Annotated in this window: 26 protein-coding genes and 4 pseudogenes; 10 read left to right on the top strand and 20 right to left on the bottom strand. The window is 69.0% G+C overall.

The annotated features are described in order from the left end of the window. Positions 1–37: 37 nt before the first annotated feature. Entirely contained in the window at positions 38–1,411 is a 1,374-nt protein-coding gene (locus tag ACSYGN_RS29725; protein ID WP_460400969.1) for a D-alanyl-D-alanine carboxypeptidase family protein, read from the bottom strand. 200 nt (positions 1,412–1,611) lie between these two features. Between ACSYGN_RS29725 and ACSYGN_RS29720 the strand changes: the two genes are divergently transcribed. From ACSYGN_RS29720 to ACSYGN_RS29705, 4 genes and pseudogenes are all read left to right on the top strand, one after another. Then, on the top strand, positions 1,612–3,084 hold the full coding sequence (locus ACSYGN_RS29720) for an ABC transporter permease (protein ID WP_460400967.1): 1,473 nt from the start codon (positions 1,612–1,614) through the stop codon (positions 3,082–3,084). Positions 3,085–3,279: 195 nt separating this feature from the next. Continuing rightward, positions 3,280–3,951 (top strand): annotated as a pseudogene (locus ACSYGN_RS29715) (ABC transporter ATP-binding protein); the annotation flags it as partial. Between the two features lie 374 nt (positions 3,952–4,325). Further along, positions 4,326–4,871: a DoxX family protein gene (locus ACSYGN_RS29710; protein ID WP_460400965.1), complete on the top strand. Its 546-nt coding sequence runs from the start codon at positions 4,326–4,328 to the stop codon at positions 4,869–4,871. A 123-nt stretch (positions 4,872–4,994) separates the two neighbouring features. After that, entirely contained in the window at positions 4,995–5,450 is a 456-nt protein-coding gene (locus ACSYGN_RS29705; protein WP_460400963.1) for a MazG-like family protein, read from the top strand. Here ACSYGN_RS29705 and ACSYGN_RS29700 read toward each other — a convergent pair. Further along, a complete protein-coding gene (locus ACSYGN_RS29700) occupies positions 5,398–5,880 on the bottom strand; it encodes a hypothetical protein (RefSeq protein ID WP_460400961.1) in 483 nt (160 codons plus the stop codon). The genes ACSYGN_RS29705 and ACSYGN_RS29700 overlap by 53 nt on opposite strands. A 412-nt stretch (positions 5,881–6,292) precedes the next feature. Here ACSYGN_RS29700 and ACSYGN_RS29695 point away from each other — a divergent pair, with 412 nt between their 5' ends. Next, a complete protein-coding gene (locus tag ACSYGN_RS29695) occupies positions 6,293–7,957 on the top strand; it encodes a hypothetical protein (protein WP_460400959.1) in 1,665 nt (554 codons plus the stop codon). A 161-nt stretch (positions 7,958–8,118) separates the two neighbouring features. On the opposite strand, the gene ACSYGN_RS29690 is transcribed toward ACSYGN_RS29695, so the two are convergent. Continuing rightward, a complete protein-coding gene (locus tag ACSYGN_RS29690; RefSeq protein ID WP_460400957.1) occupies positions 8,119–8,577 on the bottom strand; it encodes a MarR family winged helix-turn-helix transcriptional regulator in 459 nt (152 codons plus the stop codon). Between the two features lie 175 nt (positions 8,578–8,752). Between ACSYGN_RS29690 and ACSYGN_RS29685 the strand changes: the two genes are divergently transcribed. Continuing rightward, positions 8,753–9,724: an alpha/beta hydrolase gene (locus tag ACSYGN_RS29685; protein WP_460400955.1), complete on the top strand. Its 972-nt coding sequence runs from the start codon at positions 8,753–8,755 to the stop codon at positions 9,722–9,724. A gap of 52 nt (positions 9,725–9,776) precedes the next feature. Here the strand turns inward: ACSYGN_RS29685 and ACSYGN_RS29680 are convergent, their stop codons facing one another. The 5 genes and pseudogenes from ACSYGN_RS29680 to ACSYGN_RS29660 all read right to left on the bottom strand — a co-directional run bounded on the left by ACSYGN_RS29680 (position 9,777) and on the right by ACSYGN_RS29660 (position 13,537). After that, positions 9,777–10,070 (bottom strand): hypothetical protein, encoded by a 294-nt coding sequence (locus ACSYGN_RS29680; RefSeq protein ID WP_460400953.1) that lies wholly within the window; start codon positions 10,068–10,070, stop codon positions 9,777–9,779. A gap of 189 nt (positions 10,071–10,259) precedes the next feature. Then, on the bottom strand, positions 10,260–11,276 hold the full coding sequence (locus ACSYGN_RS29675) for a DUF5954 family protein (protein ID WP_460400951.1): 1,017 nt from the start codon (positions 11,274–11,276) through the stop codon (positions 10,260–10,262). Between the two features lie 137 nt (positions 11,277–11,413). After that, entirely contained in the window at positions 11,414–11,626 is a 213-nt protein-coding gene (locus tag ACSYGN_RS29670) for a DUF397 domain-containing protein (RefSeq protein WP_460400949.1), read from the bottom strand. Then, a pseudogene (locus ACSYGN_RS29665) lies at positions 11,623–11,910 on the bottom strand (Scr1 family TA system antitoxin-like transcriptional regulator); the annotation flags it as partial. The pseudogene ACSYGN_RS29665 and the gene ACSYGN_RS29670, both read right to left, overlap by 4 nt. A gap of 94 nt (positions 11,911–12,004) precedes the next feature. Continuing rightward, positions 12,005–13,537: a hypothetical protein gene (locus ACSYGN_RS29660; protein WP_460400947.1), complete on the bottom strand. Its 1,533-nt coding sequence runs from the start codon at positions 13,535–13,537 to the stop codon at positions 12,005–12,007. Between the two features lie 584 nt (positions 13,538–14,121). Here ACSYGN_RS29660 and ACSYGN_RS29655 point away from each other — a divergent pair. Next, positions 14,122–14,574, top strand: coding sequence for a hypothetical protein (locus tag ACSYGN_RS29655; protein WP_460400945.1), 453 nt, complete (start codon positions 14,122–14,124; stop codon positions 14,572–14,574). Positions 14,575–14,847: 273 nt separating this feature from the next. Here ACSYGN_RS29655 and ACSYGN_RS29650 read toward each other — a convergent pair whose 3' ends face one another. The 8 genes and pseudogenes from ACSYGN_RS29650 to ACSYGN_RS29615 all read right to left on the bottom strand — a co-directional run bounded on the left by ACSYGN_RS29650 (position 14,848) and on the right by ACSYGN_RS29615 (position 19,847). After that, the gene (locus ACSYGN_RS29650) at positions 14,848–15,417 is read right to left on the bottom strand and encodes a S1 RNA-binding domain-containing protein (protein ID WP_460400943.1); all 570 of its coding nucleotides are present in this window, start codon (positions 15,415–15,417) and stop codon (positions 14,848–14,850) included. Positions 15,418–15,538: 121 nt separating this feature from the next. After that, positions 15,539–15,857: pseudogene (locus ACSYGN_RS29645) on the bottom strand (tetratricopeptide repeat protein); the annotation flags it as partial. A gap of 80 nt (positions 15,858–15,937) precedes the next feature. After that, positions 15,938–16,051, bottom strand: coding sequence for a DUF3885 domain-containing protein (locus tag ACSYGN_RS29640; protein WP_460403817.1), 114 nt, complete (start codon positions 16,049–16,051; stop codon positions 15,938–15,940). A gap of 68 nt (positions 16,052–16,119) precedes the next feature. Further along, positions 16,120–16,401: pseudogene (locus ACSYGN_RS29635) on the bottom strand (DUF3885 domain-containing protein); the annotation flags it as partial. Between the two features lie 320 nt (positions 16,402–16,721). Continuing rightward, positions 16,722–17,396: a contact-dependent growth inhibition system immunity protein gene (locus tag ACSYGN_RS29630; RefSeq protein ID WP_460400941.1), complete on the bottom strand. Its 675-nt coding sequence runs from the start codon at positions 17,394–17,396 to the stop codon at positions 16,722–16,724. A gap of 15 nt (positions 17,397–17,411) precedes the next feature. Then, the gene (locus ACSYGN_RS29625; protein ID WP_460400939.1) at positions 17,412–18,683 is read right to left on the bottom strand and encodes an RNase A-like domain-containing protein; all 1,272 of its coding nucleotides are present in this window, start codon (positions 18,681–18,683) and stop codon (positions 17,412–17,414) included. Beyond that, positions 18,680–19,045, bottom strand: coding sequence for a hypothetical protein (locus ACSYGN_RS29620; RefSeq protein WP_460400937.1), 366 nt, complete (start codon positions 19,043–19,045; stop codon positions 18,680–18,682). Before ACSYGN_RS29620 ends, ACSYGN_RS29625 begins: the two co-directional genes overlap by 4 nt. Before the next feature lie 217 nt (positions 19,046–19,262). Then, a complete protein-coding gene (locus ACSYGN_RS29615; RefSeq protein WP_460400935.1) occupies positions 19,263–19,847 on the bottom strand; it encodes a DUF4328 domain-containing protein in 585 nt (194 codons plus the stop codon). Between the two features lie 723 nt (positions 19,848–20,570). Here ACSYGN_RS29615 and ACSYGN_RS29610 point away from each other — a divergent pair. Further along, positions 20,571–22,154: an FAD-binding oxidoreductase gene (locus ACSYGN_RS29610; protein ID WP_460400933.1), complete on the top strand. Its 1,584-nt coding sequence runs from the start codon at positions 20,571–20,573 to the stop codon at positions 22,152–22,154. 386 nt (positions 22,155–22,540) lie between these two features. Here the strand turns inward: ACSYGN_RS29610 and ACSYGN_RS29605 are convergent, their stop codons facing one another. From ACSYGN_RS29605 to ACSYGN_RS29590, 4 genes are all read right to left on the bottom strand, one after another. Then, positions 22,541–22,885, bottom strand: coding sequence for an antibiotic biosynthesis monooxygenase family protein (locus ACSYGN_RS29605; RefSeq protein WP_460400931.1), 345 nt, complete (start codon positions 22,883–22,885; stop codon positions 22,541–22,543). 83 nt (positions 22,886–22,968) lie between these two features. Further along, a complete protein-coding gene (locus tag ACSYGN_RS29600; RefSeq protein WP_460400929.1) occupies positions 22,969–23,568 on the bottom strand; it encodes a hypothetical protein in 600 nt (199 codons plus the stop codon). Between the two features lie 278 nt (positions 23,569–23,846). Next, on the bottom strand, positions 23,847–24,128 hold the full coding sequence (locus tag ACSYGN_RS29595; RefSeq protein ID WP_460400927.1) for a type II toxin-antitoxin system RelE family toxin: 282 nt from the start codon (positions 24,126–24,128) through the stop codon (positions 23,847–23,849). A 6-nt stretch (positions 24,129–24,134) separates the two neighbouring features. Continuing rightward, on the bottom strand, positions 24,135–24,416 hold the full coding sequence (locus ACSYGN_RS29590) for a type II toxin-antitoxin system Phd/YefM family antitoxin (protein WP_460400925.1): 282 nt from the start codon (positions 24,414–24,416) through the stop codon (positions 24,135–24,137). Between the two features lie 16 nt (positions 24,417–24,432). Here ACSYGN_RS29590 and ACSYGN_RS29585 point away from each other — a divergent pair, with 16 nt between their 5' ends. Together ACSYGN_RS29585 and ACSYGN_RS29580 are read left to right on the top strand one after the other, a co-directional pair. Then, on the top strand, positions 24,433–24,657 hold the full coding sequence (locus ACSYGN_RS29585) for a hypothetical protein (RefSeq protein ID WP_460400923.1): 225 nt from the start codon (positions 24,433–24,435) through the stop codon (positions 24,655–24,657). Between the two features lie 815 nt (positions 24,658–25,472). Continuing rightward, positions 25,473–26,054 (top strand): hypothetical protein, encoded by a 582-nt coding sequence (locus ACSYGN_RS29580; protein WP_460400921.1) that lies wholly within the window; start codon positions 25,473–25,475, stop codon positions 26,052–26,054. Positions 26,055–26,116: the final 62 nt, after the last annotated feature.

Below are 26,116 nucleotides of genomic sequence, written 5' to 3'. Positions count from 1 at the left end.
GGCTGCGAAACCCCACCCCACCCACGCCGCTGCCGTGTCAGGCACCGTCCCCTTCGACACCGGCCTCAGCAGGGCCAACCTCCGCAGCCGCAGCACCGGCACCGGCACCGGCACCGGCACCGGCAGACGCCGTAGCACCAGCAGCACCCGCCCCCGCAGCGCGCACCCGCCTCCGCAACACCCACGCCCCGCCGGCCACCAGCACCGCCGCCCCCGCAACCCCCTCCAGCACCCGTCCCGCCGACGCCCCGCCACCCGACGTACCGGCCGCGCCAGCCGCCCCCGCAACCCCACTCGAAGCCCCCGCAGTCGCCGACGGGCTCACCGTGGACCCGCCCTCACTGAGCGGCTCCACCAGCGTCCCCACAGCCCGCGCCGAACGCCCCTTGCCGAAGCCCCAGTCGAGCAGCGCGGCGGTCTCCTCGTAGACGGCGTTGCTGCCGCTGGTGGGGTGCATCACGGTGACCAGCAGGGTGCGCCCGCCGCGGGTGGCGGCGCCGGTGAAGGTGTTGCCGGCATGGCTGGTGTAACCGTTCTTCACACCGATCAGCCCGTCGTAGACATCCAGCCCCCAGGAGCCGGTGAGGAGGCGGTCGGTGTTCTGGATCTGGAAGGTTTTCTTCTTCCCGGCCGGGAAGTCGGCGGTCCTGGTGGCGCAGTAGGCGCTGAAGTCGTCGTCGGCCAGTCCGTGCCGGGCGAAGAGGGTGAGGTCGTAGGCCGAGGACAGCTGGCCGGGGTGGTCGAAGCCGTCGGGGCTGACCACATGGGTGTCGAGGGCCTGGAGGTCCGCGGCCTTGGCCTGCATCTGGGCGACCGTGTGCGCGACACCGCCGTTCATATGGGCGAGGACATGCACCGCGTCGTTGCCGGAGCGAAGGAAGACGCCCTGCCACAGCTGCTCGACGGTGTAGGTGATGCCGGGTTTGACGCCGACGAGGCTGGAGCCGGACGGGATGCCGGCGAGGTCGGCGTCGGTCACGGTGTGCTTCTCTGTGCGCGCGAACTTCTCCAGCACCGTGTCGGCGAACAGCATCTTCAGGGTGGACGCGGGCGCGAGCCGCCGGTGCGCGTTGCAGGCGGCGAGCACCTCTCCGGTCTTGCAGTCGGCGACCAGCCAGGCACGGGCGGTGATCTTCTTGGGCAGTCCGTCGGTGTCGAGCGCCTGGATGCCGGTACGGGCCAGCCGGGCGCCGCCGATCACGGTGGTGGCGGCGGCCCGGGCCGAGCCCGCGGCGGAGGCGGACACCGAGCGTGCGGCGGAGGCAGACACGGAACCCGCGGCAGAGGCGGGCACGGATCCCGCGGCGAAGGCCGGAGCGGCCCCGGCAGAGAGGGCTGCCGGGACCACGGGTAGGGCGGCGGCCGTGAGCCCCAGGACGGCACGCCGGGAGAGCGGAGAGGAATCGCGCATCCCGGGACCGTACACCGCATCCAACAGGGGTTTCCTGGCAGGAGGCCGTCAACAGGGTAAGAATCGACTGTCTTACGAAAAGGTCATCCCCTACCCCGTTTTCTCAGCCGCGACACATCCTTTACTCAGCCTGACTCAAAGGTTTCTCCATAGCTTGTGGCCGCGCCCACAGCGGGCGCCAAGAACCTTCGAGGAACGGGATGTTTGGCATCTATCTCAAGCGCGAGCTGGGCCGCCGCAAGAAGGCTGCCCTGGTCATCGCACTGGGTCTGGCGCTCGGTATCGCGCTGGTCATCACCGTCAACTCGGTGTCGGCCGGCATGACACAGGCCCAGGACAAAGTCCTGAAGTCGCTCTACGGCCTCGGCACCGACATGACGGTCACCAAGGCCCAGTCCGCGCCGAAGGCCGGCAGCTCCCAGGGGCCGAGCTTCAAGTTCGACGCCAAGTCCAGCAGCAAGACCTCGCAGAGCTCGGACCGTGTGATGACGCAGGGCGGTCAGACCCTGAAGTCCTCGCTGGTCGAGAAGGTCTCCGCGCAGAAGGGCGTGGCGAGCGCGGTCGGCGCCCTGACCCTGAACGTCACCAAGGTCGACGGCTCTTTCACCCAGGGCAAGGCGCAGAGCTCCAGCGGCAGTAGCAGCAGCCAGCAGCAGGGCCAGGGCCAGGGCCAGGCTCCCAGCGGTGCCAGCACCGGCCAGCCCCAGGTGCAGGGCGGCGGCGCCGACTTCAACGTCAACAGCTACACCGTGGCGGGCGTCGACGTCACCAACCTGAAGCTCGGCCCGCTGGCCACCATGGAGATCACCTCCGGAAAGACCTTCACGTCGTCCCAGACGAACAGCAAGGTCGCGGTGGTCAGCAAGTCGTACGCCAAGACCAAGAAGTACAAGGTCGGTTCGACCTTCAAGATCTCCGGAACCAGGTTCACGGTCATCGGCATCGCCACGCCCAGCAGCAGCGAGTCCAGCACGAACGTCTTTCTGCCGCTGAAGCAGGCGCAGTCGCTGGGTGACGTGAAGAACAAGGTCACCACGATCTACGTCAAGGCGACCGACTCCAAGCAGATCTCCACCGTGAAGAAGGAGATCCAGGGCAACATCTCCGGTACGACGGTCACCACGTCCGCCGATCTGGCGTCCACCGTGTCGGGTTCGCTGTCCACCGCCTCCAACCTCGCGACCAGCGTGGGCAAGTGGCTGTCGATCGCGGTGCTGGTCGCCGCGTTCCTGGTCGCCGCGCTGCTGACCTCGTCGGCGGTGTCGCGCCGGGTGCGTGAGTTCGGCACGCTGAAGGCGCTGGGGTGGCCGAGCCAGAGGGTGACCCGGCAGGTCGTCGGCGAGTCCATCGTGAACGGTCTGCTCGGCGGCGCCCTCGGTATCGGCCTGGGTCTGGCGGCCGCCTACACGGTCACCATGATCAGCCCGACCCTGACCGCACAGCTCGGCAGCTCCAGCAGCAGCGGCGGCGGGATGGGCGGTCCCGGGGGCGGCGGTCCCGGCCAGCAGTCCACGGCCAACACCCTGGACATCGCCCTGACGGCACCGGTCTCGGCGACCACCATCGCCCTCGCCGTGGGCCTGGCGGTCACCGGCGGCCTGATCGCCGGCGCCATGGGCGGCTGGCGGGCGTCGCGGATGCGGCCGGCGGACGCGCTGCGGAGCGTGTCGTAGCCGACAGGCACCCAGCCGCCCGGCCGCCCAGTCGCCCAGTCGGCCAGTCGGCCAGTCGGCCAGCCCCCAGGCTGCCCAGATGCCCGGTCGCCCGGCTGCCCGGCCCCTGAGCAGGGGTGCCGCTTCCACTCCCCCCGGGACGCGGCACCCCACCCCTTCTCTTCCTTCTTCTCGATCTTCACTCATGGAGCACCCATGTACAGACTGACCGGCGTCACCAAGCGCTACACACGGGGCAAGGAGACCGTCGAGGCACTGCGCGGCGTCGACCTCACCATCGAGGACGGCGACCAGCTCGTCATCCAGGGGCCGACCGGCGGCGGCAAGTCCACCCTGCTCCAGATGATCGGCGGCCTCGACCGCCCGTCGGAGGGCAGTGTCGAACTGGACGGTGTGAACCTGGCCGCGATCAGCGAGGCCAAGCTGACCCGGCTGCGCGCCGAGAAGATCGGGATCATCTTCCAGGCGTTCAACCTGATCCCGACGCTCACCGCGCAGGAGAACGTCGAGACGGCCCTGGTCCCGCTGGGCATCAAGCCCGCCGAGCGCCGTGAGCGGGCGGCGGAGGCGCTGCGCTCGGTCAACCTCGGGGAGCGGCTGAAGCATGTGCCGTCCGAGATGTCCGGCGGTCAGCAGCAGCGCGTCGCGATCGCGCGTGCCCTGGTGAAGAAGCCCAAGGTGCTGCTGGCCGACGAGCCCACCGGCAACCTCGACGAGGGCACCCGCGACGACATCATGGGCCTGCTGGAGGGCCTGTGGCACGAGTACGGCCTGACGTTCGTCATGGTCACCCACGACTCCTCCATCGCCCGCCGCGCCCCGCGCCTGGCCACCATCAAGGCGGGCCAGATCAGCCTGACTGAGCAGGGTGCGGGCGCAGGCGCGGGCGGGGGGCGCCACGCGGGTTCGGGTGCGGGTGCGGGTGCGGGTGCGGGGCAGGCGTACGTGGCTCAGCAGCCGCACAGCGCACCGCAGCAGCCGTACGTCCCGCAGCAGTTCGGCGCTCCGCAGGGTTACTGACCCTCCCCCGGCGGCGACTTGGGCCGCTCACCTCCCAGGATCCGGTCGCTCTCGGCCGGTTGCCCGGAGGTGAGCGGCCCTTTCGCGTGGGGGCCTGCGCGAGCGTACGGTCTCTTCGCCACTCGGATGGCTCAGGCGAGCGGGCCGGGCGGGGGGCGGGGTGCGATGGTGAAAGGGCGCACGACCTGCTGTGCTGTCCACTGCCTGCGCCGGGAGTCAAGGTGAGCGATTACAACCGACGAGACCTGGGTCTGCTACTGCTCCGGCTCGCCACCGGTGGGGTGCTGGCCGCACACGGGACGCAGAAGCTGTTCGGCTGGTTCGGCGGGGGCGGTATCACGGGGACCGGCCAGGCCATGGAGTCGATGGGCTACCGGCCCGGCCGTGCCAGCGCGACGGCAGCCGGGCTCGCAGAGGCGGGCGGCGGCGCCCTGCTCGCGCTGGGCCTGGCCACCCCGGCCGCGGGTGCGGCCGCCGCCGGGGCCATGGCGGGCGCGGCGGCGGTGCACGCTCCGGCCGGCTTCTTCGCGGCGGAGGGCGGCTACGAGTACGCCGCGAGCCTGGGCCTGGCGGCCACCGGTCTCGCCGTGGCGGGCCCCGGCCGGCTCTCCCTCGACCACGCGCTGCGCCATGTCTTCGACCGCGGCTGGATGGTCCCGGCGGCGCTGGCGATGACCGGCGCGACGACCGCGATCGTCGTCGGCATGCGCAACCAGCGGGTACGGCGGCAGCAGGAGGGCGAGCAGGAGGCCCTGTTCGAGGAGTGACGGTCGCCGCTCCCCGGGCAGGGATGGGTCCCCGGGCAGGGGCGGGTCCCCGGGCAGGGGCGGGTCCCCGGGCAGGGGCGGGTCCCCGGACCGGGGCGAGCCCGGTCGTGACAGGCTGCGGCCATGAGCGATCAGCACGACATCGATGACGACGTACACGCCATCCACGCCCTCAACAACGACATCGACGCGGCCGAACCGACCGACCTCTGGACCACCGTGGACGCGCTGTGGCGCTGGCTGGAGGTGAGCCGCGCCTCCGATGGCACGCACGAGGGCGCGAGCGGCACCCGGGAGGCCCTGCTGCTGCGCATGCTGAAGCTGTCGGAGGAGGTCGGCGAGGCCGCACAGGCGGTGATCGGCGCCACGGGGCAGAACCCGCGCAAGGGCGTGACGCACAGCTGGGAGGACGTGGAGGCCGAACTGTGCGACGTCGTGATCACTGCCCTGGTGGCCCTGCGCACCCTGACCCCGGACACCCGGGAGGTGTTCATGGGCCACCTGGCGAAGGTGGCGGCGCGCTCCGTCACACCGCCTCGCGGGTCAGCGCACGAAAGGCCCGCTTGCGCTGGCGGATGAGGACGAGCGGGGCGTGCGGCACACCCAAGGCGGCGTAGATGCGGTTGGTGATGGCGAAGGCGAGCGCGAGGATGCCGGAGCGGAAGCCGGTGCCGTACTGCGCCGGGGTCAGTTCCTCGGCCCAGCCGGAGACACGGTAGCCACGCCCGCCGGCATCCGGGACGACCTGCATGACGAGTACGCCGCCCTTGCTGCGCACCCGCCACGAGGCCCCGCCGGCGCCGTCCCGCTCGGCCGGGACAGCGCCCCGGTTCAGCACCCGCCCGACCACCGAGGACGTGGCCCGTCCGCCGACGGCCACGATGGTGTCGAGCGGCAGATCGACATCGACGTACTCGGGTGAACTGGCCTTGGCGCCCAGCGACTTCTGCCAGACGATGCCGCCGATACAGACGCCCAGCAGCACCACCACGAACAACGAGAATCCCACTGCCCCACTCACTCCTTGCACCGGACCGACACGTCGTCGCGCAGCACACTCGGTCCGCGCGTCGTCAGGTGTCCCGGGTTCGCGGAATCTGCTTCATCCGCCGTGCCGGATCCGTACTATCTGGTCGACTTATCTGTCTGCCATTTCGGACATGGCCGGATCGGCACCGGGACCGCAGGAGGCTGCTCCATGACCCGACGGACCCGACCGGCCGGACTGCCCCGACCGGCCGAACCGACCGAACTGACCGGACGATTAGGGGCGATGGCCTCCCCCGATCGGCACCCCGCGCGAAGACACCTCGCGCGGCTGCCCCGGACCACCGCCCCGGAAGCACCGTAGGGTGCGCGGGCGGCGGGAAGGCCGTGCCTTGCAGAGCACCAGGGCGGCTGCAATAAATCCGGGGACGACGATGACGAAGGCAGGACGCGGCCGCCCGCCAAGCCCGGCCCGCGAGCAGCCGGGGACGACACCGGTCGCACGGCGCACCGCCTGGCTGCTGCGTGTGAACCGCTACTACGGCACCGCGGAGGAATGGACCCGGGGAAGCACCTTCGCGAAGGCCTTCCAGGGCGGCGCGTGGCCGCACCCGGTCGACCCGAGCCGCATCTCCCGCTGGGAGAATGCCCAGAGCCCCCTCCCCTACCAGGCCGTACGCCGCTACGAGGAGTTGCTGGAGCTCCCGCCCCGCCTCCTGACATCGGCCATCGACACGGTCAACCGCTACGCGACCCCCGCCTGCGGCGCGAGCCCCCTGCTGCCTCGTCCAACCCCGGACGAGGACCCGTCGACGACCGCCCGCACCGCGGACCTGCTGGACGCGGTGACGGGCCGGACCACGGTGACGGCGGCAGACTGGGACGACCTGACGGCCGCCCTGGCCGCCCGCCCGGACGTATGGCTGCGTGCCGGCGACTGGTCGGCACTGTGCACACGCCTGCTGACCGAGACGCTGATCTCGGACGGAGCGGCGTGGAAGCAGCGCTTCGAGGCGATGAGCAGACTGTTACGCCACCCGACAGCCGACCGCTACGCGGTGAGTGCCTGCGCGGAGGCAGCCGTACCCGGCAACCAGGGCTTGGTGGAAACGGTCTGCCTGCTCGATACCAGCGCCCACCCGGAAGCCGCCCGCCAAGTCCTGACCCAGCTCCACGACCCGGTGAACGACGACGCGTTCTACGGCGCCCTGCTGGCCTGCGTCCGCAAGATCCCGGACGGCCACTTCACCGCCGTACAGCTGGCCGAAGTGGCGTCGATCTGCACGGAGTTACTGCACGACACGAACGTCCGCTACGACGACGCAAGAGCGTTGGCAGCGGTCCTGATCGCAACGATCCCGAAGCCGAACTTGCCCCCCACCACCCACCGAACAGCCGCAGCGCACACCCACCACCCGGACGGGACGACCTGCGGGGCGACCCAACCACCCCCGGACGAAGCCCTGCTGACCCGCATCACCCAGACCACGCTGGCCGCACTCCCCCGCGAGATGCCCCGCTTCGACGACGACATCCTGCGCAAACTGGTGCGGGAAACCCTCTACGCCCGAGTATCAGACGTCCGCATGCACGCAGCCCTCTTGCTCGCGGCAACCCCGTACCGCACCCCCCTGGCAAGGGCGTTGAAAACCCGCATCACCCGCCAAAGCCCCCCACACCCCCACCTGTTGCTACGCCTCCTCTCCGCCCTCCGCAACCTCAACGCGGACGCGGAACGCCCCTGGGCCGAACACCTGGTCCTGCACCCCAACACCTCACCCCCGATAGCCAACGCGGCAGCCCAGGCCCTGGCCCACCTGGGCGGCCGGAGTGACGACACCTTCTGGACATCGGCCCTGACCCGCTACACCCCCCGTTCCCCCGTCACGACACCCTCCACCGAACGCATCCTCAGCACCCTGATCTACGCGTTGGGCATGAAGGGCGACACCACCCACCTCACAACCCTCTCCACCACACCAGCCCTCCCCCCAACCCTCCGAGCCCAGGCCCGCTGGTGGACAACCCTCCCCCACTCCGTACGCTTCGGCGCCCCGGACCGCCCACCGAGCCAAGCTCAGGGGACCAACGCCGGGTGAGTGTCCTGCAAGAGGCCAGCCGACGCTCCCGGCAACACTTCTCCCAGCCTCTCTATCGACAAGCACCGCAGACAAATGCGGTTCAATCGGTTGCGACAGATTCCGATCGAACGGTCACCCCGCCCGCCGACAGGCGGATCCGCCGCCGGTCGCCGGCGATGTCAGCCGCGTGTGACGTTCGCGGTGAGCAGCCGCAGCAGGTGCTTGGCCGTGGCGTCCTGGTCCGGGGTCAGGGCCATGGCCTCGGCGATGGCCGGGGGGACCCGGCTGGCCGACTCCCGGAGGTTCGCGCCGGACTGTGTGAGGCGTACGGCGACAGAGCGCTCGTCCTCGGTACGCCGTTCGCGGCTGATCAGGCCGCCGGCCTCCAAGCGCTTGAGCAGCGGGGAGAGGGTGCTCGATTCCAGGTGGAGCGCCGTGCCCAGCTCTCGTACGGATATGGAGTCCTGCTCCCACAGCACCAGCATCACCAGGTACTGCGGATAGGTCAGGCCGAGTTCGTCCAGGAGCGGGCGATAGCGGGCGATGACCGCCCGTGAGGCGGCGTAGAGGGCGAAGCACAGCTGGTCCTGGAGCAGGAGGGAAGCCGGTTCGGCGGCTTGGTGCGGGGCCTGATCCATGGCTTTCGTCCCAACGTCCGGCAATCGTCCCGGGCCGATCCTACGCTTGCAGGCGCCCGCGACTCCATACCGCTCGATTTAGTTGCGCACGACTTAATCGCGCAGTACGTTTCTGTGGTGCCCGGACGACAAGCCGGGCCGCATGGCAGCCGTCATCACCGTGAGGAGCTACCCCATGTCCACGTCCGAGACCACGACCCGCCCGGTGCTGGAGCCCGCCGCCGCAGCCTTCGCCGAGGCCACGGCCAACCCGCCCTACCTCTTCGATCTCGGTCCCGTCGAGGGCCGTAAAGCCGTCAACGAGGTGCAGTCCGGTGAGATCGGCAAGCCGGAGGTCGACGAGGAGTGGGTGACGGTCGAGGGCGGCCCCACCGGATCGGTACAGGTCCGCATCGTCCGGCCCGCCGGCGCCGAGGGGACACTGCCGGTGATCGTCTACATCCACGGTGCCGGATGGGTGTTCGGCAACGCCCACACCCACGACCGCCTGGTGCGCGAACTTGCGGTCGGCACCGGCGCCGCGGTCGTGTTCCCCGAGTACGACCTGTCCCCGGAGGCCCGTTACCCGGTCGCCATCGAGCAGAACTACGCCGTCGCCCGCTGGGTGGTCACCGAGGGCGCCGCCAAGAACCTGGACGCCACCCGTATCGCCGTGGCCGGCGACTCCGTGGGCGGCAACATGTCCGCCGCGCTGACCCTGATGGCCAAGGAACGCGGGGATGTCCCGCTGGTACAGCAGGTCCTCTTCTACCCGGTGACCGACGCGAGCTTCGACACCGGCTCCTACCACCAGTTCGCCGAGGGCTACTTCCTGCGCAGGGACGCCATGCAGTGGTTCTGGGACCAGTACACCACCGACGCGAAGCAGCGTGCCGAGATCACCGCATCTCCGCTCCGTGCCACTCCCGAGCAGCTCGCCGGGCTGCCTCCGGCCCTGGTCATCACCGGCGAGGCCGATGTCCTGCGCGACGAGGGCGAGGCGTACGCCGCCAAGCTCCGCCAGGCCGGAGTCCCGGTGACCGCCGTGCGCCATCAGGGCATCATCCACGACTTCGTCATGCTCAACGCCCTGCGCGAGACCCACGCCGCGGAAGCCGCGATCAACCAGGCCGTCACCACCCTGCGGACAGCCTTCGGCACCGCGTGAGGCCGTGCCCTGCGGCTCCAGCGGCCGCAGGGCACACCCGTAGGCGGGTCGATCAGCCGGTGCGCCCCTTACCGGGTGCCTTCCCGGCCACTTCGCACGGCGCCTTTCCCGATGCCGCGGGGGCAAGCCACACCTGACTGGCCGCCAGCTTCAGGGGCGCCCGGTGCTGGGGGTCCCACAGAACCGCCGTCCCTCCCGAGACGCCGAAGGAGAGGTACGGGGTGGCCGGATGCAGGGACGGGCCGTCTCCGGACAGTTCACCGACGGCGGCAACCGGCCGCACACAGGTCCACTGCTCCCACTGCTGTGCCCTGCGGCTCGACTCGGAACCACAGGGCACAGCCATGCAAGGGCAGTTCAGTGTGATGGTTCAACCGCGAACCCGACGAACGCGGCCCACGCCTCGCGACGGCACCGCGCACCGCGCACCGCTGACAGCCCCCACTCGACCCCGACCGCCGACCGCTCTCCGTCGTCAGTGCGTCACACCGGCAACCGGGGCCCGGCGGCCTTCGTCTCCTGCAAGATCCGGTTTTCACCCGTAGGCGATCGTGCCGTCCTCGGCCATGCTCGGGTGGATCTTTGTGGGCCCGTACTCGTCGATGTCCGAGGGCCGCGGAGTCTCCGGCCCGTCCGGGCCGAGACGGAGCATGCGCTCGATCCGGCAGATCCGGAAGACACGGTCGTCGACACGGAAGTCATCGGCACGGTCGAGCGCCCGGAACTCCGCGGCCGCCCTGGCGTAGCGGGCCTTCTTGGTGGCGTCGTACTCGTACAGCATGGCCCAGACCTCGTCCATGCCGTTGTAGAGCATGCGCCGTGCCTCGTGCGGGGTGGCCATGAGCCCGCCGTACGGCCGCCACGCGGACTCCTTGCGCTCGGCAACACCGAATCCGGTGGGCAGCAGCACCGGTTCGGGGTGGCTGGAAGCGGCCCGCTCGGAATCGGAGCGCACATCGGCGGGAAACCGGGAGCCGGTGTAGACAAAGCCCCGCAGCCCCAGCCGAAGCGCCGCCGCAGAAGGCCCTTCGTCCTGATGAGGAGCGAGACGGAAGCCGACATCCCGGGACGGAGTGTCACGCGCCTGCCGGTCCCAGGACCGCACGACCGGCTCCGGATCGGTGGGCCGGGGCGGTTCAGGCCCGTCATCCGCGATCCGGGCGAACTCGTCCCCGCGCACCACCCGGTACCGCACCCCGCACGCCTCGACCTCGTTGACGGCCTCCCGGTCCAGCACATCGACAGCCGCCAGCAACTCCCGCCGTACGGCGGGGTCCTCGGTGTCGTCCTTGGCCTGGAACCACAGATGGGAATTGAGCCCGTCCCGAGCCATCTGAGGCATCCCGTCGACCACGGGTTTGAGTACTCGCCACTCTTCCCCCACGGCAGGATCCTGCACGGCGATCCCGAACACCGGCCCGCGCAACGCGAGACTCGGATACCGCAGGGACGCCTCCACCGCATCGGCCTCCCGCACCCACGCGGCGGGGTCGTCCCTGCGGACCAACTCCTCATGCAGCGCGTCGATCTGTCGCCGCCAGTCATCACTCATGCACGTATTGTCGCGACCGACGGGTGCGAAGTCGACCAGAACGACTCAAGAAGGCGTTGTGTCGAACGACTGGCCCAGACATGACTGTGCCTCGTTGCTCGACTCAGAGCCACGAGGCACGGTCACGCAAGGGCAGTTCAGCGTGGCTGTTCAACCGCGAAACCGACGAACGCTGCCCAGGCGCCCGTCGCAACAGCCAGTCCAGGGCGAGACGTTTCCTTGGAGTCCCGGACGAAGACAGTACGAAGGCCGCTTGCCACCTGGACGCACTCTCCGCCCTCCTCACTGCTGTAACTGCTCTTTATCCAGAGCAGCCGAGGATCCGCCTGCCCGATGTTCTCGGCTCTCACAGCTCCCCCAGCACCTTCTCGACGTACGCCATGGATTCCTGAGGTGTGAGTGCCTGTGCCCGCAAGCTGCTGTACTTGGCTTCGAGCCCTCGCACGGCGGCCCGTTCGGTGTGCACTCGACTCACGTTCTGCACCTCAACGTACGCGATCCTCCGCCCTTCTTTGGTCTCGATCAAGGTGAACGGGCCAGCCATACCGGCGTTCTGCTCACGGTCCAGCAGCATCAGCTGGATCTCGACCATCCTGTTCGCGCCGACCAGAAGCAGGGGTCGCGGAATTCCGCGACCCGGCCCCGACCTGCGCGGTCGTCCCGTCCAACGGCTCCACGCGCGGTCCCGCGGGGGGCCGCTGGCGCCCTGCCACGCCGGGGCGGCGGCGTCAGCGGCCGCCGTGCGGCCGCGACCTCCGCGCCGCCAGGAACACCAGCGCGCCGCCCGCCACCAGCAGGACGGCGGTGCCCGCCCGCAGCAGGACTCCGTCCGCGCCCGTGGAGGCGAGCCCGCCGCCGGTCGTCGTCCCGCTCCCGGTTCCCGCCCCGGAGCCGGACGGGCTCGCGGTGGCCGTGGCCGTGGCTGTGGCCGACGGGGACGCGGAGGTGCTGGGCGAGGGGCTGGACGTCGCCGATCCGGTGGCCTTCACCGCGATCGCCGCGGTGTCGTTCGCCGCGTCGTCGTCACGATTGGGGTACTTGGGGTTCTCCACCGCCCGCACGCTGCCCCGCGCGCCGGGGACGACCCGGTCGATCCGCACCGTGAACTCCTGGGTCACGGAGTCGCCCGGCCGGAAGTCCGCGTCGTCGATGACGCAGGTGTAGCTCTTCGCGCCGGCCTTGCCCGGTGTGCAGTTCCACAGCGGCCCGGGGTCGCCCTGCTCGCCGGGGCCGGGGGCGCCGGTGATGGTGGTGCCGGCGGGCGGGGTCACCACGAACGTGCCGGAGATGCCGGGGTCCGACCACTGGTAGCCCATGAGGCCCGGCCCGTTGTTCCGCACGCCCACGGTGATGCTCACCGTCTCGCCGACCTTGCCCTCGACCGTGCCACCGAGCGCCTGGTAGTCGGCGTGCTGGGTGGTGGCAAAGGTGCCGTACCCGGAGCCGGTGAATCCGGAGCCGGAGGCGACGGACTTCAGGCCGAGCGGCGCGCCGGCGCCGGTCTCGGGGAAGTCGGACGGGTCGAAGGAGTCGGGCGCGGTGCCGCCGACCGGCCACACGACGTAGGTGTTGTAGCCGTACATCGTGTCCTTGGAGGCGGTGTGGCGCAGCGGCGCGTCCGTCTCGTAGGCCGCGCCGGGCGCGACCGGGGTGTCGAACCGGCACCAGGCGCCGGCGTCGGGCCGGTCCGAGTAGTGGCAGTTGGAGTGGTCACGGGCGAGAGAGACGCCTTCCGAGTCCTGCACCAGCAGCATGACGCCCTTGCCGGCGGGGGCTGTGCCGGTGTTGGCGAAGGCCGGGGTGCGCTCGAAGACGGCGCCGGGCGCGATGCCCTTCAGCGCCGGGTAGGGTCGGCTGACGAGCTTGGGCCCGCCGACCAGGACGTCCGTCCTCCCCGTCACGGTGGCCGCGTCGGATGCGGTGGCGGTGTAGGTGATGGCACCGGTGTCGCCCGCCTTGGCGGCCGCGGTGGGTTTCAGGAAGAACGGGTCGATCCCCTCCTTGCCCGACAGCGGGCCCACGTCGCATCTCACCTTCAGGGTGCCGGTGCTCACGCAGTCCCCTACGACCACCATCGTCGCCTTCCCGGCGAGGGACGACGCGTCGACCGCGACCGAGACGTCATGGGCGTTGCCGCCCGAGGCGGTGATGCCGAGGTCCAGGTTCGGGCCCTCGCCCTTGGTGGGGAGGTAGTAGTTCTCCTGGGCGTTCAGGACGAGCGTCGTTCCGGCGGCATGCGCGGCCGGGGTCGCGACCGCCATAGCGGCGCTCGCGAAGGCGGCGGCGGCCGCTGTCCGCCATGTTCTGCGTATTGTCAGCACACCACGTAGACACGCCGGAACACCGGAAGGTTGCGCCCGAGCATCCGTCAGCTGACGGACGAGTGCCGCTCTGGGAACCTCTCCAGAGCACCCGAACCAGCGACAGCCGACGGCCAGAAGTTTCACCGGGAAGCTGCACAGACCAGCGCGGGATCCCCACATTCCTCGACCGCTGGCTCTGGTAGTTGCTCGCGGCGCCGTCGCCCGGCTCGACATCGATGTCGAGCCGGGCGACGGCGCCAAGGACCTCGACTCCCAGAACGACTACACGGTCCTTCAGATCCGCGCAGAGAACACCACGGACTTCTCCGTGAGCGGTGACGCCGTCTCCGGCGGCGCTATGCGAAGTGTCCGTCCGAGTACTCCACGCCACGGTTCTCGTACAGGGCATCGGCGACTTCTATGAGGTAGTCGGCGAACGACGGCCACACGCCCAGCTTGGGGATGCCGGCCTCTGTAACTGATCCGGGGGCCTGAGTATTTGTACTCAGGCCCCCGGCCATCGATCAGGGAAGTCTGTAGGCATGAACACCCCCTACGCGGAACCTGGGCCTGTAGTACCGCGGGTATCCGGAGCGGCGGCCACCGGAGCGGTACTGGCCTACGGTGCCTGTGTTTTCTTCTCCTGGGTCAAGCATCACAGCAACCAGGCATGCGAGACGACGGACGGCATCTGCTTCACCTGGTGGGATGTCGCCGTCATCCCCCTCACGTTCGCGACGGCTCTGATCACTCTGATCGTCGTCTACAAGCAGTTGGGCATCAGGCCACGGCTTGCGGTCATCCCGCCCACGCTCCTGCTGTCGCCCTTCCCTCTCACCGCCGCCCAGGCAACCGCGGGCTGGTGGGCTGCGGCCATCACGGGCGGAGCGTGGGCGTCCTTCCTCGCGCTTGCCGCGTGGAGCCGCTACAGAATCCTGGGCCTCACCGCCGCAGCTGTACTCCTCCTCGCATCCCTTGGCGTTCTGTACCGCTGACCACCTGAGCTTGACTCAGTCGGGGACCGGCGACGACGGGACTGGAACTTGAAGGGGCAGTCGGACCGTACGCTTTCGATGCCCGACGCAGCCGAAGATCTCCGCGGTTCCATGTCTGGTGCCTACTCAAAGGCAGGGTCGCAGCTGAGGTCGGCCTCGGCTTTCTAGTGCTGTGACCGCCAGGGTTCACCGGCCTGGGGCGTGTGTCTTCCTTTGGCCGAGCAGACGTTCAGGAGCACTCGCGCAAGGGAACCGTCGCAGGAACGCAGCGCGTCACACGTCGGCGGATGAGCCTTGTCGTCGGGAGAGGGACAGCCTGCGTCGCTCTCGGTCGATCTCGGTGACGACCACCGTGATCTCGTCGCCGACCTTGACGACATCTGCTGGAGTCTCCACCGGTGTCCAGGCGAGCTCGCGCAGGTGAACCAGTCCCTCGATCCCGTCGGCGACCTGGACGAAGACGCCGAACGGGATCAGCTTGGTGACCTGGCCGGGCAGTTTCTGCCCCACCGCGATGGTGTCGGCGAATACCTGAAAGGGGTCCGGCTGTGTGGCTTTCAAGGACAGTCTGGCCTCCAGGTTCCATGTGTCGAACTGGAGGAACTCGCATGAGACGCGCTGCCGGACCTGCACGACGTCGGTGGCTGCCTCGAAGCATCGCCAGGACAGTTCAGCGAAGGAGATGAACCCGACACCAGGGAAGACCGGATGGTCGGGTCCGTCGTCCAGCGCCACGAACACACCGAACCGTTCGATCGCTGTAACGGTGCCGGAAAGGAACTCGCCGCGGTGCAGTGACTCCAGGAATGCCCAGAGTTCTGGGTTCTCAGACGGTCCACCCATCATGCTCCCAGCCTTTCACGAGGAGCTGCGCACTGGGTAGGAAGTGCGCTCACGCTGCGGTCTTGAGGGGACGTCCGCCCCAGCGGATGCCTTTCTCGCTGCGGATGCGGGCGCGTTCCTTGCGTTCGGCGGCGATCCGCAGGGCAAGCGGCAGACGGGCGCACAGGTGTGCCAGTTCTGCAAGTCTGTCGCCGTCGTCCTCGGGTCGATAGCCCTTCGTGACCGCGCGCAGCAGAGCGACTGCCTCCGGCTCCGGAAGCGTGCCAAGGGTGATCCTGTGGGCGCCGTCACGCACCGAGAGACCCGCCAGGCGGGCTGCGGCTGGTGACCACAACGAGGCTGTCTCCTCCGCCGGGGAGCGGCGGCCGGACTTGGCTGACCGTGGCCGCATTGTCCAGGAGGATCAGGACCCGGCGGTCGGCGATCAGTGAGCGGTACATCGCTGCTGCGTCGTCGACGTCCTGAGGAACCTCGGCCGCCCACGAACCGCACGGTGGGCAGGCGTGGCGGTCCGGGGCTGTCAGAGACCTGACGGATGACTGGAGAGCCAACTGGTGTGCCGATCGCGCATGCGGTCCCGTTCCTGCGGTGTGGCGAGAAAGACGTCGGCGCCACCGTCGTAGGGGTGGTGGATGCGCGCATCCGAGTGTCGGTGACGAGGACCCCCGCCATCTTGTCGTCGGCGATTTCACGGAGCAACTCGTCGATGCATCCACGTTGCCAAGGTCGGCGGGCGGCAAAGAGGTGACAGTAGGTGGGGAACTCCGGCTCTGGATCGTCCTCCACCAGCAGACTCTGCCAGTTGCCGGCCTCGGGCTGGAGCGGCCGGACCTCGGCCTGTGTCGCCCAGTGGGGAGTGATCACGTATACGTCTGTGCCGGCGAACAACTCGTCGAGGACGGTGTTGTAACGCTCCAGGACGACGTCGTACTCGCTCTCGTTCTCTGCGTACCGCTTGGACTCCGGCAGGCTGTGAAAGCGCACCCAAACATCTCGATACGGGTCACGAAGCTTATAGCCCACTGGAGGGCAATGGGCCCAACGCTGCTGCCACAGCTCTGTCAAAGCCGTCCGCCCGCCTCCAGACACCTGCTGCACTCGCCCTCTCGTGGATGGCCCGTATCGACGACCATGATGCCCGGCGCCCACTCGCCAAGAGAGTCGACCCCTCCATCCCCGCCCAGGACCCCATCACTACCCGGCACCACCCGCCTGCTCACCCCGGGAGAACAGCCGGGTTCCGCACCTGGCTGAACTCGCTCACCACCGGCGGCTTCGCCGGAGGGACGCTGAGCAGGGCGGCGTCAGCGGCGTGTGCGGTGCATGGTGATGTCCCGGATGTCTGTGAGCCACTGACGCAGCGATACGCCCTCGGGCGGGTAGACCATGAGACCGAGACTCTTAGCGGCACGGTCCAGTTCGGCGTCCGTTTCGGTCAGGGAGAGAAGAGACTCGAGTTCCTTGACCAGTTCAGCCAGCGATTCTTCGTCGGTCAGTGTGAAATAGTCGTCGAGTGCTTCACGATGCGATGCATAGAAGCGGGGGAATTCCTGGTTGAAGTGGGCACCGAGCAGCATCCGGGTCTCGGGGAATTGCTTCCTCCATTCCCAGCCGGTCTGCGGGAGGCGCGACTGCGTAGGGGCTCCCCCGCGCGCGATGCGTTCGAGATGGGAGCGGATGATGGCGAGGCACTGCTCGACCGTGCTTCCGGCAGGTGGGTTGATGTGCGGCAGGAGGTCCACGTCATCAGCGATCTCGTCGCTGAACAGGCCGGTCCGCAGAAGATCATCGATCTCCGCGATGACCGTGTCCAGGGTTCCAGGTGCTCGGACGGCCTGTCGCATATACGCCTGGAGGGCCACACCAGCCTGATCGGGGGTGTCCGTGAAAGAATTCCCAGTGTAGGTGTAGGAATCGAGCAGTTCCTGCAGTGCAGGGAATCGGAAATCCCTGTCCAGGAATCCCTCGGGGTAGGTCACGACTGGTCCTTGCGCTCAGGGGATGGGATAGGAGGTGTGGATACGGTAACCGCTCGGCATGTCGGGATCACGGCGCAGGAGGAGCAAGACCTTGTGCACGTTGTGGGGGCCCGTTCCGCGGATAAAATCTTCACGGGACATGCTACGACCGGTGACTTCGTCCCCGAAGTCCCACTCGACCTCAATCTGCCTCCTTGTGGTGTTCTCGAGCCAGCGCCTGACGTCGTGCTGTCGCTCAATGAGCGCGCGGTCGGCGAAGTCCTGAGCGGCCTCCGGACTGATGTAACTCGAACTACCGCCGATTCCTCTCTCTGCTCGCATGCGGGCGCGGAGTTCCCGGTCGGTCTTCTCGACGTGCTTGGCCAGCGTATGGGCATTCTTCTGCCCTTCGTCTCCTGCAAGATCCGCGCGGTACTTGGGTTGCAGCCGGCCCTTGCGCTTGCTGCGCGGCCAAGCGCTGGGTTCCCCGTCGCCGTTCATGAGCAGGCCGAGATCATCGGCGCCGGCGGTCACGCCTCCGGGCATGGCCAGTTCAGGGCCCAAGGACGGCATGGGGACGCCCCCGAGCAACTGCGTCCAACCGCCTGCCTCGCGGGCGGCCCGGACAGTCGCTCCTGCACCACCGAAGCCACCGCCCAGTAGCGCGCCGTACACCCCGGCCTCCCGGGCTTCGTCGAGGCTGAGCCCGCTCTTCTGCTCGCCGGTGGCCATGGCGATGGGCTGGGTGACGGCGAGGTCGACGGTGATGGACTCGACACCGGCGAAGGCGGCGGTGGCCAAGGTGGTGCCTGCGATGGCTGCGACCTCGGTGGAGACCGCGACGCCCAGGGTGCCGGCGAGTTCGGTGACCGTTGCCGCTGCCGCCACGGCGGCGCCCTCCGAGATACCTGCGGTGAAGATGGCCAGGGCCGTGCCCCCGACGATGGTCGCGCCTACTATCTCCAGCTCGTGCTCAAGCTTCTTCCTGGCTCCGTGCACGGCATCGGCGTACGCGTCCAACGCCTTGGCCATGGCGTGGGCGCCGTCGATGAGGTCCTGCAGCCACCCCTTCTTGTTGTAGTAGTAACGGCGCCAGTACGGGTCGTCGAAGGCTGAGATGGCCTCACCCTTGTTGTGCTCGATGATCGTGCGGGCGGCCTTGTTCGCAGCAGCCGTGACATCCTCAACGTCGTCCGCGAAGTCCCGCCAGGCCTTCGCGGCTTGGCGCAGCTTGTCCTCGTCCGCGTCGGGCCACCACATCCCGGTGAGGTCCTGGACGACCTTCCGGGCCTTGTCGGCGACGCTCACTGATCGTCGCCCTTGGCGTCGTACTCGTCGTGAGGGCCGACATTGATTTTTGCGAACATGGCCCGGACCAGCTCTTCGTTGTCGATGTGGCCGTCGGCCATGTCCGACATGGCGAGGTGGATGCTGGCCAGGCCCTGGGTGAGGATCTTCGTAGCGCCCTCGATCTGATGAAGGCGGGGACCGTACGCTTTGTGGAAGGCCGTCCCCTGGTCGTCGTCTCCCCACGCGGACCCTGCCTCGGCAAGCGCGAGCTTCAGTTTGTGGAGCGCGCGGCCGAGCGCAACGCTCTCGGTGTCGAAGGCGGGTGCGGTCGCCTTCAGATCAGCGATCTTGATGTGAAGTATCTCGGCGCTTTCGCCCATGACTTGCGTCTGCCCTCCGTCGGCTGCCCGGGCCTACGGCCCTAGCCACGCAGTGATGTTCACGACCGCGATCAGGGCAAAGGGCAAGCAAAAGTCACTTCGGAGGAGGGTGTGACCAAGTTCTGATCTGATGGATCACCAGGAGCGGCGAGACGAGGACACAGGCAGGACAACCCGCACGTGCGAGCCGTAGTGGATCGGCTACCGTACATCACACTCAGACGGAAAGCCGCGCCGCCTGAGCGGTGGTGATCCGCTCGATCAGCGCCACGGCCAGCACCCCGGCGGGGAGAGCCACAACGGCCGCCGTCACGTAGACCGACGGACCGCCGGCCTGGGTCACGATCCCCGCCCCGACCGACTTGAGCAACCACGCCGCCCACCAGACATCGACCAGCCAGGCAGTGCCCGTGACCCCGCTGGCCCGCCAGATGTCGGCCGTCACCCGGCGTGGAATCCACCACATCGCCACCGGGATGAACCACCCGCCGACAGCGAAGCCGGACGGGTGCTTCTGCGTACCTGGCGCAAAGAGCTCGGCGTTGCGCCGACACCGCCGGAACCACACCAGGAAGCTGACAACCGATCCGGTGACTGTCCAGAGCAGAATTTGTACCGCGACTTGGAATCCCGGCATCTGCGACCCACCTGCTGCGCCGATGACGAGTTGCACGGCGGTCTGCGCCGCGATGAAGACCTGCGCGACCCTGGCCGCCAGCCGGGGAGCGGTGATCGTGCCCCGGTCGGCTGAATCAGCCAGGGGCGGAGTGTCGCCGACTGTCGAAGACATCATGACCCCCATTCCATGAGGTTCGGATACAGACCGAAGGCCAGGAAGTCCGGGCGGGGGGGATATGTCGTTCGTCTCCACAACGGAGGGCACTCCTTGAAATCGGTGTCCTGGCAATTGCATGAAGGTGCCGCATTGTTGATGAACGGTCGTGGCCCGGTCAACATGGTTTCACCTCACATCGCCTACTGCACCCACCCAAACGCCGACACTCTCCGTCGTAGACGCCTCACGCCTGGTCACCGGCAGTCATCGGGCGCAACGGTGGACGCATGCACAGCGCACTCACCCCCGCCGCAGCCCTCACCAACCCGCCTGCTTCCCCGCACGAGTTCGAGTTGTGCTTCACCTCCAGCCCCCGGGGGCGCGCGGCTCGCCCGTCGGCTGGTCGCGCACCGGCTGCATGACTGGGGGTACCCCTACAACACCACCGTCAACGAGACAGTCACCCTCATTGCCGTCGAAATCTGCGCGAACACCGTGACCCACGGGACAGTGCCGGGGCGGGACTTCCATCTGCGGCTGTCACTCGCACCGGGGACGATCCGGATCGAGGTGTCGGGCTTGAGCGCCCCCTCGCTCGGCCATCAGGCCGCACGAGAGGCACGCTTTCGAGTGGCCGGCTTGTGGGGGCTTGTGGGCCGGCCACGCTGAGCGGCCGCGGTGGCGACGATCGGGTGACCGCTCGTTATGGAGGCAACCGGGCCTTCGGCGGTTTCGCGAAGGCAGGCCACAGTGATCAACAGACGGGACGTATTGCGGGCATGCACCCTCGGCGCCGGGGCGGTGGCTCTGACGGCGTCGCCCGATGCGGCCGCGGCAACCGAGGCAGCGGGGTCGGTCAGCCGTCGGGACTGGGAGCGGCTGGCTGCGTCACTCTCCCCCGGCGCCACCCTCTACCGGCCGCGAACCCCGGGCTACCCTCCGCTGGCGATCCCGTTCAACCACCGGTACGCCGGGACCCACCCCGCCGGAATCGTCGCCTGCGCCACCACGAAGGACGTGAGCGAGGCAATCCGCTGGGCCCGCGCGGTGGGGCTGCCCGCCGTGCCTCGTACCGGGCTGGGACACAACTACGCCGGCTACTCCACCACCACGGGCCTGCTGCTCAACATGAGCCGGATGAAGAGCATCGTCTCCACTCCGCGGCAAAGAGCCGCCCGCGCCCGGGCATACGGGCCGATCAAGGTCGTCCATGACGCGGGCACCGTCACCGTCGGGGCCGGGGTCACCAACGGCGACCTGCACCCGCTGCTCGAGGACCAGGGCATGTTCGTACCGACCGGCCGCTGTCCCTCGGTCGGGGTCGCGGGGCTGGTGCTGGGCGGAGGTATCGGCTTCAGCGACAAGATGTTCGGCCTGACCTGCGACCGGCTGGTCGCCACGACCGTCGTGCTGGCGGACGGCCGGGTGGTCGAGGCCGGTGAGGATTCGGAGCCCGATCTGTTCTGGGGCTGCCGGGGCGGCGCGGGCAACAACTTCGGGGTGCACACCTCGTTCACGTTCCAGTACGAGCAGTTCCAGGGCGACGTGGGGTTCTACCAGTTCCGCTGGAGCCTGGACTCCGTACTGCCGGTGATGGCGGCCACACAACAGATCGTCAAGGACACCTTGGACAACAAGCGGTTCCACTGCCGCCTCGGCATCGGCACCCACGGGCGGACCCGGGACGAGATCCGCACGAACGCCAATGTCAATGTAATCGGCCAGCACTACGGAACCATCGATGAGCTGCGGGCGATCCTCACCCCGCTGCTTGCCATCGGCACGGCCGACGAGCGTGCCCGCAACCGCGCCGCCGTCCGGGAGGTCACCCCGGCCCAGGCGAGTACGCTGCTCAGCGCCACCACTCCCGTGGAGAAGTTCGCCTCCAAGTCAGGGATCCTGACCTCCCGGACACTCCTCACCGACAAGCAGGTCAGTGCCGCAGCCGAGCAGCTTCTCGCCTGGCCGGGCAGCGGCAACGAGGACGGAGCCGGGTTCGCGATGTTCGCGCTCGGCGGCGAGATCAACCAGGTGCCACCGGAGGCAACCGCGTTCGTGCACCGGGACGGCGTGTTCATCCTGGCCGCCGAGACCTCCTGGGCGGACTGGGACAGCCCCGATGTCGCCGCCGCCAATCTGCGCTGGCTCCAGGATTTCTACGACGCCATCTTCGACGGCGCGCCCCCTGAGCGCTCGTACCAGAATTTTCCCGATCCAGAGCTGAGGGACTGGCGCCAGGCGTACTACGGTGCGAACTACCCCCGGCTGATCCACGTGAAGCGGCAGTACGATCCGAGCCGCTTCTTCGACTACCCACAGGCAATCGGCTCCTGATGGGCCTCCGAGCCCGGCTCGATTCGTAGGTCCTGCGGAGGGCGACCAGAAGCGATGCCGCCGCCCGCGCGTCCTCGCTTTCACCGGAATTGACAACGACTACAACAACGACAACAACGACCTCTGTTGGCCGCACCGGAGCAGGCCCGGCCGTCGGCCGCCGACAAGGCGTGGCTGCCCGCCGATGTCCTCGCGCGCATCGCGCAGCAGGCCGCCGACCTGCTCGACGCCGAGGTGTGCGGCCACTGCGCGAGGAGTCCGTACGCGCGGCCAACAAGTACGGCGCCTTCGCCTGGGCGGAGACCTGGTGCGACACGACTCCTTACTAGCAATCACGTGGCCGGGCCGACCCGTTCAACGCCATGCCGGCGCGAACGCCGGGGCTCTCACGCAAACCCACCGGTAAACCCGTAGGCGCGCTCGACCTTGGCCACGTGGAGTGAGAACGAGGCATACCAGTGCTCGCGTCCGTGTGCTCGGGCCAGGGCGTGTTCTGCGTGATCCCGCCAAGCGGCGATCGAGTCCAAGTCCCTCCAGTACGACACCGTGATCCCCAGGCCGTCCGCACCGCGAGCGGAATCGACACCGAGGAATCCCGGCTGATCGGCGGCCAGTTTCATCATCCGCTCGTTTCTCTCGCCGTAGCCGTTGTCGCCGGCGGTCCGCACGGCGGTGAACACCACGGCGTAGTAGGGCGGGTCGGGCAACGACGCGGGCGCTGGTTCGGTCACGGAGGTCCTCCAGCAGACGGCATCGGCAGTATCGCCTCGAACGATCTCGCGCACCCACCTGATCTGACAACCCTGCTGTCGGGTTACTCGACCCGCGTTCCCGGCGGGGCCGTCCTCGCGGCAACGAGGCTCTTCCCGGGTGTGCGGCCCTTCGTACGGGCATGGCTGGGCATGCGCCGGGCATGGGCAGGGCATGGCTGACGCGATGACAGGGCGTAGGTGAGGGGGTGGGCCAGCAGCCGCCGCCCCAGCTCACGCGGATCGGCCGTGTCGCATTCGACGGTGGCGCGGGCGACGGCGTCCGTGCTTGCCGGGATGTGCGCAGGGTCGGGCAGGGCGGCCAGCTCCGCGGGCGACGGCAGCGGCAGCGGCAGGGAGCGGTCGACGGGCGACAGGAACTCCTCAGCGTCCCGTCGGTCCTCCCCCACCACCGCTTCCTCGGGGAAGCGCGTCCCGAACACCTGGGAGGCCACCCTCAGCATGGCCCCGGGGCCGCCTGCCGGGCCGCCCGACCCCAGGGTCGCGGAGGTCGCCACCGGACAGACGTATGGGGTGAACTCGGCCGGATACCAGTCCAGGTGCCGCCGCCAGCCGTCCGCCACCGGGCGGAACGGCCGCCTGATCCGCAGGCACGGCCCCCGGAAGAGGCCGTCGGCGGGGTCACTGAGGAAGTCCTCCAGCACCTTCTGGGTATCGGGCTCGGCCAGCGGCGAACGTCGTCGTCAGATACTCGACCGTCGTCTCACGCAGTATCTGCGCGGCCAGTGTGGGCCTCATGACACGCCATCGCCCCCGTCTCCCGTGTCCCCGCGGTCCGCTACGGCCACCGGGGCGCCCGGGGACCATACCGGCCGCAAGTGATCACGCCCACTTTACGACCGGGCACTGATCACGCCCACTTTACGACCGGGCACCGGCAGTGCCCCCGGTTCACCCAGGTTCCGGCAGCCCGGTCACCGGCTCAGGGAACGTGACGGTAGACCTCGCGGCGATTGCCGACGGCCAGGACCCACACGATCAGCCGGCCGTCCTCGATCGTGTAGACAACTCGGTAGTCACCGACCCTCAGACGCCAGCGGGCGCTGTGCCCCTGGAGGGCCTTGATGTCGAAGGCCGTGGTGTCGTCCCGGTCCATCGCCTTCTGGAGCTCGGCGAGGCGGTGGAGAATCCGCAGGGCGTCCGGACGCGGGACCTTGAGCATGTCCCGCTGTGCGTGCGGAGTGAACCGCGTGACGTACCCCATGTGCGGTCACTCCCCACGGGTCCGGAGCAGCGCGGCCATCTCCTCCAGCGAGACCGACCCTTCCGTGCCCTCGGACTCCGCCTCGTCCGCCAGCCGGTTGAGCCAGACCTCCTCCGCGTCCTCGGCGATCCGCCGCAGACGCTGGTACTCCTCGATGTCGACGACGACGGCTTCCTGCCTGCCACGCCGGGTGATGATCGTCGGCGTCTCCTCCCGGTGGGCCCGGTCGATGACGTCGGCGAGGTGACTGCGGACCTCGGCCATGGATTCGACTACCGGTTCACTCATGTCACGAATGTAGCAGATGTACATCAGACGCTTCCGGCGGAAGACTCTCGGCGGGGAGCAGGTACTCCGTTCTCCAGCCGAGAGTCAACCGCTCAGCGTCGGCCTCCGCAGCCGCGACCGCAGCCGGATCGCCGAAAAGCTGCGAGAGCCGGTCGTCAGCCCCGACCCGATCACCGACGACCAGCCGCTCCCTGCCCAGGGCCTGCTCGAACTGCTGCGCTCGGTGGACCCGCAGGTGTGAGGAGCGGCTTCCGCCGCGTGTGCCCAGCAGGTCACGAACGGGCCCCGCCGGTCCGATTCCGATCGGCCATGGTGCCGAAGGCCCCGCGCGTCGGCTCGCGGCCTTTGGCACCATGGCTGATCTACAGCGGGCCGATGCGCTCCACAAAGAACCGGCCCCCGTCGGCCAGCAGAGGCACGGCTCCCGTACTGAGCACGACTCCCACGAGGAAAAGCACCACGCCCAGCAGCGCATGGGCGAAACAGCTCGAGGCGTGCGAACGCCCCGGCTTTGAACGCCCGACCCGTTTCCGACCGCGTCTGTCCGGGGCGTGTGGGGAAGGAGCACACTACCGACGTCGGTCACATGCGGAGCCCCGCCCCGGCCGAGAAATGAAGCGCTTCCCCGCGGCAGCCCTTCGGAACCGGCCCGGTCGCGGGAACCGCCGCCCGGTGCGAGCCGTGGTTTCTGATGCGGAGTGCGCCGGGTAACAGGAACCGGAGGCACGGGATGAGAACCAGAACGGGCACCTCGGTCCGATCAATCAGCTGGGAGCGGCTCTCCTCGGCTGGATGACCCACTGAAAACCGGTCGGCGGACGCGAGGACTCTGGCACCGGCTGGAATGGGTGGATGAGACCCCCAAGGAACGGGTTGGGGCCTTCCGGCCGCCGGGCCGACCAGCCGCCCTGCCGTTCCGGCGCGCTGTACGCACCGCCGCCGCCCAAGATTCCGGGCCTGCCTTCACAGACGCTTCATACGAGCGCCGGTGGTTGCTTCATGCCGCGCTCCGATGCTGGTGAACACATCGGGATACGAGCCAGGGAGCCGAGGGCGATGAAGCTGAACCGTAAGAACGTGACGCGAGGAGTGGTGGCGCTCGGGGTCGCCGGAGCGCTGGCCGGTGGTGTCGGTATCGCGCAGGCGGCGACCGGCGCCCCGGGCTCGCCCTCCGCGAGCACGACGTCCGCCGCGTCGGGCCGCCTGTGCGGCGATGGCTACGGTGGCATGCATGGCATGGCGTTCGGCGACCACGCGCCCATGAACGCCGCGGCGAAGTACCTCGGCCTGAGCCTCACCGACCTGCAGAACCGGATGCACGAGGGCAAGACGCTCGCGGACCTCGCCAAGGCGCAGGGCAAGTCGGTGTCCGGGCTCAAGAACGCGATGGTCGCGGCGGTCGAGAACAAGCTCGACGACAACACCTCGCTGACGGCCGAGCAGCGGAAGACGATTCTCGCGCAGGTCAAGAGCCGCATCGACGCCATGGTGGACACCGCCCGTGGGTCCATGGGCGGGTCCATGGGCGGGTCGATGGGTGGGTCGATGGGTGGGTCGATGGGTGGATCCGGCCGTGGTTCCGGCAATGGATCCGGTGCGGGATACGGCTCGATGGGGATGCGGATGGGCGGCATGTGACGTGGGCGGCATGTGACGTCGGCCGCCCCGGCCGCTTTCCGGGGCGAGTCGTTGTACGCGGC

The sequence above is a fragment of the Streptomyces sp. YIM S03343 genome (genome assembly GCF_054729195.1).
This window is presented reverse-complemented; position numbering and strand designations above follow the sequence as displayed.